This is a genomic window from Wolbachia endosymbiont of Phyllotreta cruciferae (assembly GCF_918697765.1).
GTDB lineage: Bacteria > Pseudomonadota > Alphaproteobacteria > Rickettsiales > Anaplasmataceae > Wolbachia > Wolbachia pipientis.
Genome location: NZ_OU953855.1, coordinates 228,463 through 244,998 on the forward strand (window position 1 = coordinate 228,463; position 16,536 = coordinate 244,998).

Here is a 16,536-nt window from a genome sequence, read left to right on the forward strand (position 1 = left end):
TAAAAAGAAGTATAGTTAATATTTCCTTCATTGCCTATAGCGAAGCTACGTCATACCGCGATTCATTCTATAGCTGTACGAACATTCATTTTTGAAGGTAAACTGCACAGCAGATGGTGTCATGAAAGTAGCTGACACTGGGATGGCTTTGTTGCATCGCTACTTATGAAAGGCTAACTATAATTAGGATTATAAGCAACTTATTGAAAATCTTGTTTTTTTGCAATCAATCTGATCAAATTTAAGAATAGTAATTTGTTATTTATATTAATAAATTTAATTCTATTGAAAATAGCTAAAGCATTGAAATTCTTGAATTTTAGCCGGATTAGTGAGTGGTAGTGAAATTTCTTTTACTCAAATTTAGGTATTCACTGACCGTTCTTGTTGTAAATACCAGAATAATAAGCTACTGATATTCTCCACCTTTTTTATCTTTAATCCATTATAGCTAGCGATGCAACAAAGCCCACCGATTCATTCTACTGCAACGCAGAAAATTCGTACAATTGTGCATAATGTGGGGCTTCTGGCTACATTTTTCTATTGAACTCACCTTTTCTCTATGTGACAGATTTCGTATTAAATTTTAAATTTAATGCGCCTAGATATACAAGCATTCCTAGCAAAACCATAGGTATAGAAAGCAACTGCCCCATAGTTAAATCAAGCCACAAATAGCCAATTTGATAGTCTGGTTCGCGAAAAAACTCAACGAAAAAACGTGCTATTCCATACCACATAACTGCAATACCAGTTAACGCACCGTGATACAGTCTTATTCTAGTTAAGAAAAACAGTGAATTTGCAACTGCAAAAAGTAGCAGTCCTTCAAAAAGTGCCTCATAAAGCTGGCTTGGATGACGCAGCAAATTATCACCACTCTCTGGAAATACCATACCCCATGGCATAGTTGTAACTCTGCCAAATAACTCTCCGTTTATAAAATTGCCTATGCGACCTAAAAATAAACCTATGGGAACTCCGCAAGAAACTAGGTCCAGTGCATAAAATATAGGAATGTTATGTCTTCTGCAGGAGATTATTACTGCAAGCAAAACTCCTATAGCACCACCATGAAATGACATCCCTCCTTCCCAGGTCTTCAATATCTCGATAGGGTTGCTTATATAAAGAACTGGATCATATATCAATACGTAGCCAAGTCTGCCTCCAAGGATAATACCTACAATAGTGGCTGTTAATAACGAATCGTAAAAATTCTTAGTAAATATTTTTTGGTCATCTAGCTTATGTAAATACCAATATGCAAACACTATACCTAAAACATATGCTAAAGAATACCAATATATAGAAACAGGACCGATGCTGAAAATTACTGGATTTAAAGACATATTTTGCTATAAATTATTCTTAGACAATCTACTTTTTTCACGATCCCACTCTCTCTGTTTTATGGTTGCTCTCTTATCGTAGAGTTTTTTTCCTTTTACAATGGCAATTTTAGTTTTTGCAAATCCTTTATCGTTAAAATAGACCGAAAGCGGCACAACAGTTATCCCAGCAGTCTTGATTTGACCAATTAGTTTATTTATCTCCTTTTTATGCAAGAGTAATTTACGTTCCCTTTTTGGTTTATGATTTTTTCGGTTCGCAGCTTTATATTCTGCAATATGCATATTGTGCAGCCATACTTCGCTATTCTTTTCAACAACGTAGGCGTCGGAAATATTTACTTTTCTTTCTCTTAGCGATTTAACTTCACTGCTTAATAAGACCATACCCGCTTCAAATTCTTCTAAGATGAAATATTCAAACCTTGCTTTCCTATTTTCTGCAATAACTTCCATATCTAAAGATATCTTTAAGCTTCAATATATTACAGAGTTTTTGACTTAATTCATAATAAAACAGTTATCCCAATAAATATAAGGTGCCAGGCTAGTCTGATAGCAACAGGATAACAAAAATCAAGTAAGTGCTTTTTCTGTCTCTCTAGGCACAAGTTCCTTTACTTCTTTCATTTCAGTTTTAGGCTTTGACATTATATATTGACCAGCACCAACTATGAGCGCAGATCCTGCAGCTAGTCCAATTATTGCTGGTACAGATAGGGCAGTAGCAAATGCAAGTGCAACACCAACTATCACTGCAGTTACAAAACACACAATAACACCTTTTACAATTGCATTTTTTGCAGATTGTTCTTTTTCTTTCACAATTGCATTTTTTCCAATTTGTTTTTCTTCCTTTTTCTATGGAAGCTGCATTACATCTTTATTTTCAGTAAGATCCTTTGGCGTTTTTTTATTCTCATTTTTTAACGTTTGCTTTTTTTCCGCTTCCTCTAAAAGCTGAATTATACCTTGATATTTAGTAAGGTCTCTTGGCGTTTTTCCATCAACATCTTTTAATGAAGGGTCTGCTTCAGTGTGTAGCAGAACTTCCACCACTTTTATTTTGCCATTTTCAGCAGCAAGATGTAAAGGAGTACGTCTATCACCATTGTTTGCATTAACCTCTGCTCCTTTTGCGATTAGAGTTTTTACTACATCTTCGTGGCCATTTTCAGCAGCAACATGCAAAGGAGTCCATCTATCAGCATCCTTTATATTAACATCTGCTTTCTCAACTAGAATTTTTACTACCTCTATGTGGTTATTTTCAGCAGCAAGATGTAAAGGAGTACATCTATCATCATTTTCTGCATTAACCTTTGCTCCTTTTTTGATTAGAATGTCTACTACATCTTTATGGCCCTCTCTGGCTGCAAGATGTAAAGGAGTCTCGTCCACAATACCTTCTGCATTAACATCTGCTTTCTCAACTAGAATTTTTACTACCTCTATGTGGTTATTTTCAGCAGCAAGATGTAAAGGAGTACATCCATCATCATCTTTTGCATTAACGTTTACTCCTTTATTTAATAGGTTTTTCACCTCCTCCTCCTCATTATTATGTTTAACAGCTGAATGCAAAGCTTTGATGTTCTCTTGTGCCTTTAATAGAGCTCCTTTTACCACTTCATGGCCTTTTTGAGAAGCAAATGTTAAAGGAGTCCATTTATAATGATCTTTCGCATTAACATCTGCTCCTTTTTCAATTAGAGTTTCTACTATATCTTCGCGGCCATTTGCAGCAGCAAAATGATCTTTCGCATTAACATCTGCTCCTTTTTCAATTAGAGTTTCTACTATATCTTCGCGGCCATTTGCAGCAGCAAGATGTAAAGGAGTCCACCCATCACTATTTTTTGCATCAACGTTGATTCCTTCTGCTTTTGATAGAACTTGTACTATCTCTTTGTGGCCATTTGTAATAGCAAGATGTAAAGGAGCCCATCCTTTATCATTTTTTGCATTAACATTTGCTCCTTTTCCAATTAGAGTGTTTACTACATTTTCGTGGTTCTTTTCAACAGCAAAATGTAAAGAAGTCCATCCATCACCATTTTTTGCATCAACAATTGCTCCTTTTCCAGTTAGAATGGTTACTACATCTTTGTGGCCATAGTGAGCAGCAATATGTAAAGGAGTAATTTTATTATCATGTTCTGCATTAATATCTGCCCCGTTTTCAATCAGAGCTTTTGCTACATTTGCATAGTTCCAATAAGAAGCAAGATGTAACAATTTGACTTTCTTAGAATTTTGACCACAAGATATAGTAAATATGTAATTTATGCCAGATCCACTATCGTTGTCAGGTTTACTCTTTTCCCACTCTTGACATAAATCTGGATCTTCTTCTTGTATCTTAGCTTTTATTTTTTCAACTATATTGTCCTTGCTCAAATCTGAAAGGTCATTTATTTTTTTTAATATTTCCATAAATTTGTCATATTTCATAACTTCCTCACTTAAAATACATAACTTAGTTGTTATATCTTTTAACATAGAAGTCAAGAACCTAAATATTCGTTATTATCTTTCCTTAAAGAGTCATTTAAGTTATATTACAGACTATGAAAAACCTCAACTTTAGGAAGGAAATCAAGTTTTTTTCTCTGTCATTTATAATTTTATTTGTTCTATGGACTGTATTGTCTGGTTATTTTGAGCCGTTTTTTATTTTTTGTGGAGTGTTTTCCTCTATATTCACATCGTTTATCTTTAGAAGGTTGATAAACGCTGAAAGAGCTCTTAGCCAGATTTTAAATAGTACGAGTAGACTGTCGTTTTATAAGTTAGTAAGTTATATACCATGGTTAATGTACCAAATCATTTTATCAAGTGTTTATGTAACAAAAAAGGTGCTACAACTCAAATCTAAGCTTGAGCCAATCATTATCCTAAGAAAATGCAAAGGGCATAATGATGAAAGCATTGCGTTATTTGCCAATTCAGTCACAATCACTCCCGGAACTTTAACTATCAATGTTGAAAGTAAGCAGAAAACATATTTCTCTACCATGTATTTGATAGATAAAGATCTTGAAAGCGGCATTTCTGAAATAGAAAATAAAATCTTAAAAATACTACGTTCAGTTAAGTAATTGCTTTAAATAAGTTAACAGCATCCTTATATTCCCTTACAAGACTTTCAAGCATTTCTTTTGGAAGGCTATTGTTAACAATAGAACATAAATAATTATACAAATCTTCTAACCTTAATATGTTATTTCTCTTCTTGCTGTTAAATTTATACGGAAAAATACCTTCCATAACTTCAATAGTAGTAGCCTTGTTTAAAAATACATTTTCACTTGTCACGCTTATTCTTGCTAAAACAGTGTTAATTTCAGGTTCGTCACTCGTATAAAAATCTGATAGCTGAGTTATTCTAATAACGTACAAAGTTACTATTTTTGACAAGCAATTATCAGCATATTCACAATTTTTTATTACCTCCCACTGAGTAACCTGAGATTTACCTATTTTTGCATTGTTCGGTAATTTACTCATTGAACTTTCTCCATTTAATCCAGTGTAATAAATTATACTAATACTTTGTTAAATAAATAATAACGCGATTACAAAAATATATACTTATAGTGGTATATTATACAAAAATAGCACAATATCTAAGCATTAAAGCTAGTTTTAGCTGGGTACATGGGGCTATTCGTTATTTTGTGTTGTCCAGTGAGGTTCAAAATTAGAGGTCCACTTATATAAAGAGTTTAGTCTGCCTTCTTTGCTATAAAATACGTTTTCCTTTTGAGCTATTTTGTTAGTATTAACTAAATTTTAAATTAACTGTGCTACAATGAAAAAGATAAAGCTCGGAATACTAATTTCAGGTAGGGGGTCGAATATGCAGGCCTTGATAGAAGCATGTCAAGATCAGAATTTTCCCGCAGAAGTTGCATGTGTTACCACAAATAATAGTGAAGCTACTGGTTTGAAAGCAGCAGCGCAAGCAGGAGTTCCAGCGTTTGTTGTTAAGGATAAACCGCTTGATGCTGGTAAAATTCACGAAATACTTGTTCAACATAAGGTTGATTTAATTTGCCTTGCAGGGTTTATGAGAATTCTCAAAGCTGATTTTCTGAGTAAATGGCATAACAAGGTTATAAATATTCATCCCTCTTTACTTCCGTCTTTTAAAGGTCTAAACGCTCAAGAGCAAGCTCTAAAAGCAGGTGTAAAAATTACAGGTTGTACTGTACATTATGTCACTCCTGAAGTTGATGCTGGAGCCGTAATTGCTCAAGTTGCCGTGCCAGTGCTACCAAATGATGATGTTCAAAGCCTTTCAGAACGCATTCTAGCTGAGGAGCATAAGTGTTATGTAGAAGCAGTAAGGTCAATAGCAGAAGATATATGACTGTAATAATTATTGACCTTGAGCGTTTTTTCCAACTTCAACAAAAAATAAATTTTCAGGTTCCAGTAAAGAACTTGCCAGTTCGTTTACTTCCTCTAATTTAACATCATTAATGATATTCGCATAATTATTTATACGGTTAACATCACGATCATTTATCTGCATATTATCTAGCAGCGTTGCTGTATTTGTGTTATTGGACAGGAAAAGGACAAGATTATTTACCAAGCCAATTTTTGCATCCTTGAACAATTGTTCGTCAATTCCTTGCTTTTTTATTCTGCTAAATGTATCTTTTACTGCTGATATAGCTTTGCCAGCAGTAGAACTATCAGTACTTATAAATCCAGATATAATATTTCCATGTTTATTGGAAATAATACTTGCATAAACACCATAAGTAATACCCAAGTTTTGCCTCAGTTCTGTCATTAATATTGAATTCAGCCTCATGCCACCAAGTGCATCAATTAAGACACCAGCGTTATAATAATTAGGATCTTCATAAGCTATACCTTTTTGAGCAAAAAGTATCACACTCTGTGGTATATCCATAAAAATATTCTTACTTTCTGCAGAACCAAAATTATTTTTTACAGGTATTTTTCTAACTTTTGATCTTTTTGACGGCAATTTAGATAAATATTTATCTAATAGCGTAATAATTTCTTCTTTTTTTGCACAACCAGCAACACTGATAACTATGTTATCTTTAGCAAAATTACGCTTTATGTATGTTAAAACATCGTCTCTAGTAATGCTCATTATAGTATCAAGAGTACCGTACACACTTTTTGAGTAAGGATGTTTTTTAAACAATAACGTATCTAATTCTTTTCCAGCAACAAAATAAGGATTTTTTTCAAGATTATTAAAATCAACTTTGGCTTTCTCGAAAACTCTATTCAACCCTTCAGGGTCAACTTTAGGACGCATTATAGTATCGCTCAGTAATGAAATTGCTTCCTCTAGATTGTCAGACAAAGTATTTAATGAAACCCTAAATGCTTCTAAATCAGCAATAAAATTTAAACTAATCCCTTTATCTTCAAGCTTTTTCGCAAAATCTTTGGCATCATTTTTTCCTGCCCCTTCTTGGATTACAAGAGAAGTAAACCAAGCAAGCCCCTGTTTTTCCTTATTCTCATACACATAACCTGCATCCTTGAACGATATATTTAGTGAAACTTTTGGCAAATCATGATTTTCTACAAATAAAAACTTAAATCCTTTACGGGTAGTGACCTCCTCTATATTTAGGTTACCACTTGCTTGTAAATTAAAGCCTAGACAGAAAAAAAATAGAAATATAATTTTACTTATTCTCATTGTTATCTCCTTTTGGTAATAAACGACCAATTAACTTATTGGAAGAAAAGATAGTACGAATTTTGTTATTTACATCCTCTAAATTAACATCATCTATTTTGCTATATGAAATATCTATTTCATCAAGTGGAATACCAAGTGCAAGGTGTGGCACATAGAACATCGCTATATGAGTTAAGTCAGATAGATTATCAAACTGTGCTGCTTTGTATCTATATTTCGAGCTTTGCAACTCCTCATCCGTTATTCCTTTAGACATGAAGTTATTAATAGCATTATCTAACTCTCTTTCAACAATATCTAAATTAACTCCGCTTTTTGGAATGACCTGAATATCAATGTAGCCATCACTAAAAGCTAGGCTATTATAATAAGCAAACACTGATACTGCCACATCTTCATCTAAAACCAGATCATTATACAGTTTGCTGGATTTGCCGCTACCTAAAATTTCAACCGCTAAATGAGCAGCGGAAGCTTCATTTATATGCTCAAATAAGGGTACACGATAACGAAAATATAAAACTGGTTCTTTTACTTCAGTGCTCTCTAAGGTCACCGATAGACCTGCATTATGCACTGGATCCTGATTTGGGTAATTTCTCATTACAGGCTTAGCTTTAATTTCGCCATATTTTTCTTCTGCTAATTTCACTACTTCATCAAGTTCCACATCACCCACAATCAGTAATATTGCATTGCCGGAGTGATAATAGTTATCATGAAACCTCGTTATGTCATCCAAATTGTAAGTTTTGATATCGCTCTCCCAGCCGATAACAGACCTACCATAGCCAGTACGGTAAAATGCACTATTCATTTCTTCCCATAACAAGTTGTTAGGATGATTATCAAATCTCATTTTTCTTTCTTCCAACACAATGTTTTTTTCTCTATCTATTTTGTCTTGAGTAACATTAAAGCTGCCCATTCTATCTGCTTCAACTTCCATTGCAAGTGGTAAATCTTTTTTGGGGACCAACTCATAATAACAGGTATATTCTTTAGTGGTAAACGCGTTAAATTGAGCCCCAATGCTACTCATAGTGGCTTCTATATCTGTGAACTTTCCTGTAGTTTCAAACATTAAATGTTCAAAGTAGTGAGCCAATCCTGCTTTGCCGATTGGATCATCCATTCCCCCAACTTTGTATATTACTGCATGTAAAACGGCTGGAATCCGATGATTAGAAACAACATAAACATCTAGTCCGTTACTGAGTTTAGTATATTTTATGTTGTGCTCTATGTTTAAAGCATTCGAAGAAATTGGGTAAGTAAAAAAAAGTACAGGTAGTATAAGAAAACTAAAAAACTTATGAAGCATTATTTCGACCTAATATAAAAACAATTATTTTATTCCTCATTTTGTTTAGAAATAAGCATATCGTATATATACCACTTATATAACAATGTAAACATTCCACAAACTATAGATAAATCTGCTAAATTAAAGGCTGGCCAATACCAATCATCAATATGAAAATATATGAAATCATATACAGCTCCCCAATAGATCCTATCAACTACGTTTCCGATTGCTCCACCAATCATCAGAGAAAAACCAAGGTAAGTTGACTGATCGTCAGACTTGTATATCAAATATGCAAGTATACCAATTATTAGTATTGAAAATGCTGAAAAAAAGAAACCGCCATGTGGTAAAGCGCTACACATTCCAAAACTAATACCTGAATTCCAAACTTCAACTAGTTTTATAAAACTAGCGATCTCAATTGATTCTCCTTCATCAATCAATGAGTTTATGTACAATTTGCTCGTTTGGTCAATCAATACTATAATTAATATAACAACTAAGCATAACTTTTTCATAAATTTGCCTTTAACCTATAAACTTTAAGTATATCATAATTTATCTGTTTTGTTAACTCCTCAATACTATGGAATTTTTTTTCTGACCTTATGAATTTTAAAAGTTGTATATTGACTTTATGACTATATACGTCTTCATCAAAACCGAATATGTGCATTTCTATTATAGGCTTTTTCAGATCCTTAAATGTAGGTCTCATACCAACATTGACTACTCCATATAACCAATTTGGATTACTATCAGGAAAAGTCACTCTAGCGTAATATGTGCCAAACTTAGGTTTTATCATGCAATCTTCTATAGGAATATTTATGGTTGGAAATCCTATTTCTCTACCTCTACATGCACCTTTTGTCACAACACCAGAAACTTGATAAGGCCTGCCGAGCAATTTATTAGCAATTTCTATTTCGCCCCTTTGTACATACTCCCTTATTGAAGAAGAAGAGCAAATTTTGCCGTCAATTGTTAATGGCTCTAATTTAGTCAAAGAGTATCCATATATTTCAGAATATTTCTCTAGAGTTAATATATTACCCAATCGTTTATGACCAAAAGTGCAATTTTCTCCGACAATTATGTGTTTAGCGCCATATTTATCTATTAAAATCTCACTGATAAAGTCATCGCAGCTAACCTCAGAAAAACCTCTATTAAAATTAATAATATATAAGTAATCTATACCATAGCTGCTGATTAGTTCCTTTTTTTGTTCTTGGTCTATTAACCTAAAATTGTTTCTACCAAATAAAACAGTTGATGGGTGAGGCTCAAAAGTTAAAACTGCAGAGGGTAATCCTCTTTCTTGTGCTACCTTCTTTAGAGTAGAAATTGCAAACTCGTGTCCTAAATGAATGCCATCGAAATTTCCGAAGGTTAGTGCTATATTATTTTCTATTCCTTGCTCACAATTATAAATAATTTTCATACAATTTGATGTTTTTACATGTTTCTTATATATAATAACTATATTTTAGTAAGCTACGGAGATAAATTGTGAAAAATGTTGTGATATATGTAAAGAAGGGCTGTCCATACTGCATAAGGGCAAAGGATTTACTAGATAAAAAAGGTGTGAAGTATGAAGAAATTGATGTGCTCAAAAACTCAGATCTATTTAACGACATAAAATCAAAGTATAACGTTAGAACAGTTCCACAGATTTTTATCAACGATAAGCACATTGGGGGGTGTGACAAATTGATGGATCTTGAAAAAGAAGGAAAGTTGGATGATATGCTAAATAATAATGACAATCACACTGATGTCACAACCTACACAAACAGCAATGATGAATGTGGAGAGTGTGTTATACCACATGATGATTTTATGTAACTTTTTATCTTGTTTTGTCGTGTAATACGTAAATGAAAACTAGTATGCTCACTTTAAACAATTCTTAATGAATTAAAAATACAATTCATTCAGTGAGTTTTTTTAGTGGGAAAAAATGACAAAAAATATTTCAATTATTAGCAGAAACTTAATTAGTATCGAATTAGTTAACAAACAAGATTTAGAGAATTTCATCAAGATTTTCACAGTGCTTGATAAACATATAGCAGCTAAAACACTTTTTACAGAAGAAGTGAGAATAGAGTATAAACAACACAACGGCATAGAAGTTGTTGAATTGCTAAAAGATACAGACTTTACATATCATGAGGTTGAAAATGTATTGAACCACCTGAGTAAACATGGAATGAAGGTGCCCAGCAGTGTTATAGCACACACCCTTTTTGCTGCATACAATCATGCACTTGAATTTAAGGATGTAGCATTTTCCTTTTCTGAAGGCTCTCCACAATTTAACATCAGAGTGAGTAAGAACACCTTCATAATAACTCCTATGAGTGAGGAGAATTTGGAATTGAATTCACAAAGTAGCAAGAAATTAATAGAGTCGTTACAGAGCGAAAAAAATATTTATGATTGTATAGTAGAAGAAAATACCATTAAAGTTATAGTGCATTCTGAAATACATCAAGCTATAAATTTGATTATAAAGTCACTGATAAAGTCTCGCCTTTTAGCAAAAGAGGAAGAAGGAAAATTCAAAGAGAAATTGAGACAACTTGCTTTTAAGGATCAAGCTTTTGTTGAGTATTCCAGTATCAAAACCATCAGTAGGTATCCACATAATCATCCTCTTAGAAAGCATGAAAGTGTTACTAAGGATATAGAAAATATTTTATGTGATTTCATAGCAAATGAGAATAGCGAGTTCGCTATAGAGCGGTTAAATAGGCTGAGCTCAGCAGTTTCTCCGGATACTCCAAGAATCATCACTAAAACTATAGATAAACTTGTTAAGTTTCACTAAGATATACGAGAGCCAATAGATTTCTTGTATTACCTTTTGTCATCCAAGTAGCCAAGGCTACTTGGTTCTTTTTTTGGGTTTCAGCTATGTACATAGCTGTATGAACATTGTAGCCGTTATTCAAGTAGCTATAGAAACGAAAAACTTCCTTGACAAACTCCGCCAACTCCCTTATCATGAAACTGAAGCTATTTATTTATCTTCTCTGTACAGATTAAATGACAAAAAACTCACGTATCTGGCGTCTCATGTTTAATTTTTTGCACTATGTGCACCTTATGTCTTTATAAAACTTCTAGGTTTTTACCTAATATAAGCTAAAATGCGCTTATAAAGCATTTAAAACATAAAAAAACGCCAACTTAAAAAATGGATAGTGAATAACTAGCTACCCTAGGGTTTCTTTTGCCTTTTTTTCTGTTTGGTAAATTTCTTAATGTTTACAATTTAGATTAGTTGCGGCTTAAAAGCAACTGAATCGCGGTTATTAAACGTTTAGAATAAAAAAACGCCATACTTGAAAGTATAATGTAAGTAATTAGCCAACCACGGGGCTTCTTTTGCCTTTTTTTTCGTTTGGTAAATTTTTTAACATTTATAGCTAAACGACAACCGTCATCCCGCTACTTGTTAGCGGGATCTAGAGATACCGCGAATGAATCGCGGTATGACGGTTCGTGGCGGTATGACGGTTCGCGGTGGCATGACGATAAGCTCGTCATCCCGCTACTTGTGAGCGGCTGAGATACCGTAGCGGTATGACGGTTCGCGGTGGCATGACGTAGAATTTTATACTCACCAACTCAGTATTCCAACCTGGATTGTATCTTATCGGTAAAAAAGAAGAGCTATTTTAGGAAGTTTTTATAGGACTAAAACCAAAGAAAACTTGCATATAAGTTTATCAAGATGTAAAATTGAAGTTATTTTAAAAGAATAGGTTAATTATGAATCTTGTAACAAAATCTGCTATCGATTTTACTGCTTCATCTGTTCTCTCTGACGGAGAAATTGTTGATGATTTCTGTCTGAGTAAGCGCATAAAAAATAAGTATGCTGTCCTTTTTTTCTATCCACTTGATTTTACTTTTGTTTGCCCAACTGAATTGATATCGCTCAATAATAGAATAAATGAGTTTGCAAAGCGTGGTGTTGAAGTGATAGGAATAAGTGTAGATTCAAAATTTTCACATTATAAATGGCGAAACACTCCAGTTAATGATGGTGGTATTGGAGAGATTAGCTACACTTTAGTGTCTGATATCAAAAAGTCTATATCAAGAGACTATGGGGTCTTATATGATGACTCAATTGCGCTGAGAGCAACTTTCGTTATTGATGATAAATTTATTGTACGTCATCAATCGATAAATGATTTGCCTTTAGGGCGTAATATCGATGAATTTGTTAGAATCGTTGATGCAATTAAACATAATGAGGAGCATGGTGAAGTATGTCCAGCAGGGTGGAAGAAAGGTAAGCCAGCAATGCAGGCAAGCGATGAAGGAGTAGCTGATTATCTAAACTCATACAGTGAAGAATTATAGATTTAGTACAAAAGTTCTTATTATTGGATCCGGGGCAGCGGGTTATGCTGCTGCTATATATGCAGCACGTGCAAACTTAGAGCCAGTTGTAGTAACGGGAATGCAGCCTGGTGGTCAGCTTACAATTACTACAGATGTTGAAAATTATCCTGGTTTTGTTTCAATACAGGGTCCAGAACTAATGGAGCAGATGAGGTTGCATGCAGAGAAGGTTGGAGCAAAAATAATAGATGATGAGATAAAAAGCGTTGAACAACTTGAGGACTTTAATGAGTATAGATTTAGATCTTCTGGTAATATCAATGACTACTACTCGGATGCAATTATAATTGCATCCGGTGCGCAAGCAAAATGGCTTGGTTTGGAGAGTGAAAAGGAATTTCAAGGTTACGGAGTTTCAGCTTGTGCAACTTGTGATGGTGCATTTTTTAGGAATAAAGTTGTAGCTGTGGTCGGTGGTGGAAACACTGCTGTTGAAGAAGCAATATTTTTAACTCGATTTGCCAAAGAAGTGATATTAATACACAGGCGTGATAAATTGAGAGCGGAAAAAGTAATGCAAGATAGGCTCTTTAAAAATGATAAAATAAAAGTAATGTGGAACCATACCGTGGAGCAGATTCTTGGAGAAGAAAATCCAAAAAAAGTTACTGGTATTATAGTTAAATCAACGGAAGCTCAAGAGTTAGAAGTGGATGGAGTGTTCATTGCAATTGGACACGCACCAAATACGGGTATTTTTAAAGGCTTTGTTGAAATGGATGAGCAGGGTTACATCATTACAAAACCTGGAACAACTTTAACTAGTAGGGCAGGAGTGTTTGCTGCAGGTGATGTTCAAGATAAGGTATATCGTCAGGCAGTAGTTGCAGCAGGAACAGGATGCATGGCTGCGCTTGATGCAGAAAAGTTTTTGGAGTCGTAGTTAATTCTAGGATTTTAGATAAATTGCTTGCAATTTTCCTTTTCTTTTACATAATTATGTTAGTAAATTATTAGATGGGTTTAATATGCTTTATGGAGAGAATAGGACAAATACTAATGGTTACAGATATCAGAGAACTCTAGATGCACCGACACAAAAGTTATTTAAAGCTATTGGTGAAGAAAACCTAGAAGCTTTTAAACAAGCTTTGGAAGGAGATGCGGATGTTAATGCGTTTGATGAAGAAGGCATGACACCTTTGATGTCTATTGCTAGAGCTTGTGATGTCACTTATGGTAGACAACCCATGTTAGAAAAAATGGCTAAATTGCTTATACAAAATAGCAGTATCGATATTAACGCTCGAAGTAGGGAATATGTTTATGAGGAAAGGCAAAAGAAAGACAGCCAAGGTCATGTAGTTTTTCAATACCTTGGAAAAGAAATAGTACGTGATGGTTTTTCGGGTTCCAAGCGCTTTACACTAAGAAATGGACGGGGATCAATAAACGCTAGTAAATTCAAGTACATTGATAGTAATGAAATAGTAACGAAAGATGATAATGAACCTATATGGTTTACTACTGATCATTTTGTAGGATATCATGAAGAAAATATTGGTTTCAAGGTTTTGACAGAAAGCTATGACGGTGTAAAGGAGGAGGTAAGGACACCCTTAATACAAAAAAATACAGCCCTACATATTGCTTGCCAAGTTGGAGCTAGAGATATGGTAAAAATATTGCTCACGCACCCAAATGCAAGCACTAATGTCAGAAATTATAAATATAAAAGCTCTGTGAATTGTATTGCAAGAGGATTTGAGGACACAATAAAACTAGAATTAGAAAGAGCACAGAAAGGAAAAGAATTATTAGATGCTCTTTCTAGCGGAAACATTTACCAAGCGAAAAGACCATTAAATCAAGAGTTTAACCCTAATTGCTGGAAAAGAAGCCGAAATGAAGAAATAGAAACGCCGCTTAGCTTAATTATTCAATCATGTTTACAAGGAATAACATTAGATAACGAAGAAGTATTGACTAAACTTTTAAAACATAAAGACCTAGATTTTAGTCAAATAAAGCCAATACAAGATATAGAGAAAAATCCATGGGTGAAGCAAATAATTGAACAAGCCATTAAAGAGCGATTAACCGGTACTATTAATAGAAAAGATCTAGATGATGTAAAAGAATTGGTAAAGGATAATTGCTTCATAAATCGTGCAATTGTTACTGCTGCATTGAGAAATGCTAGTGAGCCAACTGAGTCCATTAAAAATTATCTAAATGAAAAATTTCCTGCAAGTGTGGAACAACCTGTGGCAAATACGAATAATATATCAGCAGGTTTTGAGCGAGCTTTTCAAGAAGTTGTAATTGAGCTTGAAAAAATAAAAGCTCAACTTGCAGAAACAGAGCAAGAGCTAACGAATAAAACTAGCAAAATTTCACAATTAGAAAAAGATTTAAGGCAGGAAAAATCGGCTCAAAAAACAAAAATCAATGATCTAAATAGTGAAGTAACTCGACTTAATAGAATTGTGTATGGAAGAGCAAGTGACACTGTTGAAATTTCACAATTAAAAAGAGATTTGAAACAAGCAAGGGAAGAAAGAGATAGGCTTTCATCAGAAAATAGACTGCTCCGTACTAAAAGTCTGAGTAATAAAAACGAAAAACCCTCGCAAGCAATTTCTTCTGGTAGAAAACAAAGCAACTACGCTTCTGCTGCTTTTGTGTTGTCTGGAGCGTTTACTGTTGGTGCATGTTTAACAATACCTAATTTGGAAATATGTATTCCACTTGCTGTAACTGCATTTGCCTTTTTTACAATTGGATGCTACTTTTCATACAAAGCAAACACAACACTTAGCAACGTTAAAAGCACTCAGCTTGGTGATTTAGAACGAAGTTAAGGTTTTGATTTCTTCTCCAAACTCTGCTGAAAATTTTTATACATATTAAAAACATCTTGATAGTTGAGGTGAGTGTAAACTTGAGTAGTTTCCAGGCTTGAATGGCCAAGCAGTTGTTGTATTGATCTTATGTCAATATCTTCCTGAAGCAAATGAGTAGCAAAACTATGACGAAATGCATGTGGAGATAAGATTTCTGGCAGATTTAATATTCTCCTTATTTTCTGCAAACGATTAGCCACATAAGTTCTTCCCAATTTTTTTCCTCTTACTCCCAAAAAAAGATATTGTGTTTCATTATTAGTGCCAAGATAAGGACAGGCTTTTACATATTCTTGTATACACTTTTTTACTACCGGAAGAATGAATACCTGCCTTTGTTTATCTCCCTTACCTGTTACTATTAAACTTTCATTGTTAATATCACTAACCCTAAGGTTCAACGCTTCACTGATTCTTAAGCCTGTACCATATAGCAGGACGATAATTGCAATTTCTCTTTTTACCACCCAAGATTCGCCCAGATCGGATAGTTTCATTTCTTTCAATAAAGTTTTTATATTAGGTATTGATAATGCTTTGGGCAAAGTTCTTCTCTGAATTGGCCTTGATAAGGAAAATACAGCTTCATTGTCTATATTGTGGTTGTTTTTTATGTACTTGAAGAAATTTCTGATTACTGAGAGTGCTCGAGTGTTGGATCTTGCGTTTACACCTCTTGCGTAACGAGAGGTAAGCCAACTTCTTAACTCAGGTATGCTTAAATTTTTCAGAGTACCAACATTTACTTCTCCACCAATGTGAGTATTTAGGAAACTTATAAGATCCTTCAAGTCCCTCATGTATGATTCCAAAGTGTTTGGTGAATAAGATCTGTTGCACCTCAGCCACTCATACCATTTTTCAATGATTGAACCGAGGTCCACA

At 34.0% G+C, this 16,536-nt stretch carries 17 protein-coding genes; 7 read left to right on the forward strand and 10 right to left on the reverse strand.

Going from position 1 to position 16,536, the window contains the following annotated elements; all coding sequences use genetic code 11:
- Positions 1-563: 563 nt before the first annotated feature.
- The 4 genes from lgt to NL281_RS01140 form a co-directional block, all read right to left on the reverse strand.
- Entirely contained in the window at positions 564-1,355 is a 792-nt protein-coding gene (lgt, locus tag NL281_RS01125; RefSeq protein ID WP_155969071.1) for a prolipoprotein diacylglyceryl transferase, read from the reverse strand.
- Between the two features lie 6 nt (positions 1,356-1,361).
- The gene (gene smpB / locus NL281_RS01130) at positions 1,362-1,811 is read right to left on the reverse strand and encodes an SsrA-binding protein SmpB (protein ID WP_007548863.1); all 450 of its coding nucleotides are present in this window, start codon (positions 1,809-1,811) and stop codon (positions 1,362-1,364) included.
- A 120-nt stretch (positions 1,812-1,931) separates the two neighbouring features.
- The gene (locus NL281_RS01135) at positions 1,932-2,180 is read right to left on the reverse strand and encodes a hypothetical protein (RefSeq protein WP_253303434.1); all 249 of its coding nucleotides are present in this window, start codon (positions 2,178-2,180) and stop codon (positions 1,932-1,934) included.
- Between the two features lie 36 nt (positions 2,181-2,216).
- Complete coding sequence (locus NL281_RS01140; RefSeq protein WP_253303435.1) at positions 2,217-3,857, reverse strand: ankyrin repeat domain-containing protein; 1,641 nt, start codon at positions 3,855-3,857, stop codon at positions 2,217-2,219.
- A gap of 68 nt (positions 3,858-3,925) precedes the next feature.
- On the opposite strand from NL281_RS01140, the gene NL281_RS01145 reads away from it, so the two are divergent.
- Positions 3,926-4,456, forward strand: coding sequence for a Na+/H+ antiporter subunit E (locus NL281_RS01145; protein ID WP_010962821.1), 531 nt, complete (start codon positions 3,926-3,928; stop codon positions 4,454-4,456).
- Here NL281_RS01145 and NL281_RS01150 read toward each other — a convergent pair.
- Complete coding sequence (locus NL281_RS01150; RefSeq protein WP_006279382.1) at positions 4,449-4,865, reverse strand: hypothetical protein; 417 nt, start codon at positions 4,863-4,865, stop codon at positions 4,449-4,451. The genes NL281_RS01145 and NL281_RS01150 overlap by 8 nt on opposite strands.
- A 304-nt stretch (positions 4,866-5,169) precedes the next feature.
- Between NL281_RS01150 and purN the strand changes: the two genes are divergently transcribed.
- Positions 5,170-5,730: a phosphoribosylglycinamide formyltransferase gene (gene purN, locus NL281_RS01155; RefSeq protein WP_253303436.1), complete on the forward strand. Its 561-nt coding sequence runs from the start codon at positions 5,170-5,172 to the stop codon at positions 5,728-5,730.
- Positions 5,731-5,739: 9 nt separating this feature from the next.
- On the opposite strand, the gene NL281_RS01160 is transcribed toward purN, so the two are convergent.
- Genes NL281_RS01160 through ribF form a run of 4 tightly spaced genes read right to left on the reverse strand, consistent with a single transcriptional unit; the run spans position 5,740 to position 9,821 of the window.
- Positions 5,740-7,059: a M16 family metallopeptidase gene (locus NL281_RS01160; RefSeq protein ID WP_151807601.1), complete on the reverse strand. Its 1,320-nt coding sequence runs from the start codon at positions 7,057-7,059 to the stop codon at positions 5,740-5,742.
- A complete protein-coding gene (locus NL281_RS01165) occupies positions 7,046-8,386 on the reverse strand; it encodes a M16 family metallopeptidase (protein ID WP_007548859.1) in 1,341 nt (446 codons plus the stop codon). Before NL281_RS01165 ends, NL281_RS01160 begins: the two co-directional genes overlap by 14 nt.
- A gap of 29 nt (positions 8,387-8,415) precedes the next feature.
- Positions 8,416-8,892 carry a signal peptidase II gene (lspA, locus tag NL281_RS01170; RefSeq protein WP_006279329.1) on the reverse strand — a complete coding sequence of 159 codons (477 nt, stop codon included), beginning with the start codon at positions 8,890-8,892 and terminating at the stop codon, positions 8,416-8,418.
- Positions 8,889-9,821, reverse strand: a complete 933-nt coding sequence (ribF, locus tag NL281_RS01175) for a riboflavin biosynthesis protein RibF (RefSeq protein ID WP_253303437.1) — start codon at positions 9,819-9,821, stop codon at positions 8,889-8,891. Before ribF ends, lspA begins: the two co-directional genes overlap by 4 nt.
- 68 nt (positions 9,822-9,889) lie before the next feature.
- Between ribF and grxC the strand changes: the two genes are divergently transcribed.
- From grxC to NL281_RS01200, 5 genes are all read left to right on the forward strand, one after another.
- Positions 9,890-10,228, forward strand: a complete 339-nt coding sequence (gene grxC, locus NL281_RS01180; protein ID WP_007550037.1) for a glutaredoxin 3 — start codon at positions 9,890-9,892, stop codon at positions 10,226-10,228.
- Between the two features lie 115 nt (positions 10,229-10,343).
- The gene (locus NL281_RS01185) at positions 10,344-11,216 is read left to right on the forward strand and encodes a hypothetical protein (protein WP_007550039.1); all 873 of its coding nucleotides are present in this window, start codon (positions 10,344-10,346) and stop codon (positions 11,214-11,216) included.
- 947 nt (positions 11,217-12,163) lie between these two features.
- The gene (locus NL281_RS01190) at positions 12,164-12,763 is read left to right on the forward strand and encodes a peroxiredoxin (RefSeq protein WP_012673206.1); all 600 of its coding nucleotides are present in this window, start codon (positions 12,164-12,166) and stop codon (positions 12,761-12,763) included.
- Positions 12,750-13,688, forward strand: a complete 939-nt coding sequence (trxB, locus tag NL281_RS01195; RefSeq protein ID WP_253303438.1) for a thioredoxin-disulfide reductase — start codon at positions 12,750-12,752, stop codon at positions 13,686-13,688. Before NL281_RS01190 ends, trxB begins: the two co-directional genes overlap by 14 nt.
- A gap of 85 nt (positions 13,689-13,773) precedes the next feature.
- Positions 13,774-15,609, forward strand: a complete 1,836-nt coding sequence (locus NL281_RS01200; RefSeq protein ID WP_253303439.1) for a TomO hydrophobic C-terminal domain-containing protein — start codon at positions 13,774-13,776, stop codon at positions 15,607-15,609.
- On the opposite strand, the gene NL281_RS01205 is transcribed toward NL281_RS01200, so the two are convergent.
- Complete coding sequence (locus tag NL281_RS01205; protein WP_253303440.1) at positions 15,606-16,535, reverse strand: tyrosine recombinase XerC; 930 nt, start codon at positions 16,533-16,535, stop codon at positions 15,606-15,608. The two genes, NL281_RS01200 and NL281_RS01205, sit on opposite strands and share 4 nt — an antisense overlap.
- Position 16,536: the final 1 nt, after the last annotated feature.

Excerpts from the sequence above, each read along its gene's own strand:
- lgt (WP_155969071.1), bottom strand. The coding sequence starts at position 1,355 with ATGTCTTTAAATCCAGTAATTTTCAGCATCGGTCCTGTTTCTATATAT.
- smpB (WP_007548863.1), bottom strand. The coding sequence starts at position 1,811 with ATGGAAGTTATTGCAGAAAATAGGAAAGCAAGGTTTGAATATTTCATC.
- NL281_RS01140 (WP_253303435.1), bottom strand. The coding sequence starts at position 3,857 with ATGTTAAAAGATATAACAACTAAGTTATGTATTTTAAGTGAGGAAGTT.
- NL281_RS01145 (WP_010962821.1), top strand. The coding sequence starts at position 3,926 with ATGAAAAACCTCAACTTTAGGAAGGAAATCAAGTTTTTTTCTCTGTCA.
- NL281_RS01150 (WP_006279382.1), bottom strand. The coding sequence starts at position 4,865 with ATGAGTAAATTACCGAACAATGCAAAAATAGGTAAATCTCAGGTTACT.
- purN (WP_253303436.1), top strand. The coding sequence starts at position 5,170 with ATGAAAAAGATAAAGCTCGGAATACTAATTTCAGGTAGGGGGTCGAAT.
- NL281_RS01160 (WP_151807601.1), bottom strand. The coding sequence starts at position 7,059 with ATGAGAATAAGTAAAATTATATTTCTATTTTTTTTCTGTCTAGGCTTT.
- NL281_RS01165 (WP_007548859.1), bottom strand. The coding sequence starts at position 8,386 with ATGCTTCATAAGTTTTTTAGTTTTCTTATACTACCTGTACTTTTTTTT.
- lspA (WP_006279329.1), bottom strand. The coding sequence starts at position 8,892 with ATGAAAAAGTTATGCTTAGTTGTTATATTAATTATAGTATTGATTGAC.
- ribF (WP_253303437.1), bottom strand. The coding sequence starts at position 9,821 with ATGAAAATTATTTATAATTGTGAGCAAGGAATAGAAAATAATATAGCA.
- NL281_RS01185 (WP_007550039.1), top strand. The coding sequence starts at position 10,344 with ATGACAAAAAATATTTCAATTATTAGCAGAAACTTAATTAGTATCGAA.
- NL281_RS01190 (WP_012673206.1), top strand. The coding sequence starts at position 12,164 with ATGAATCTTGTAACAAAATCTGCTATCGATTTTACTGCTTCATCTGTT.
- NL281_RS01200 (WP_253303439.1), top strand. The coding sequence starts at position 13,774 with ATGCTTTATGGAGAGAATAGGACAAATACTAATGGTTACAGATATCAG.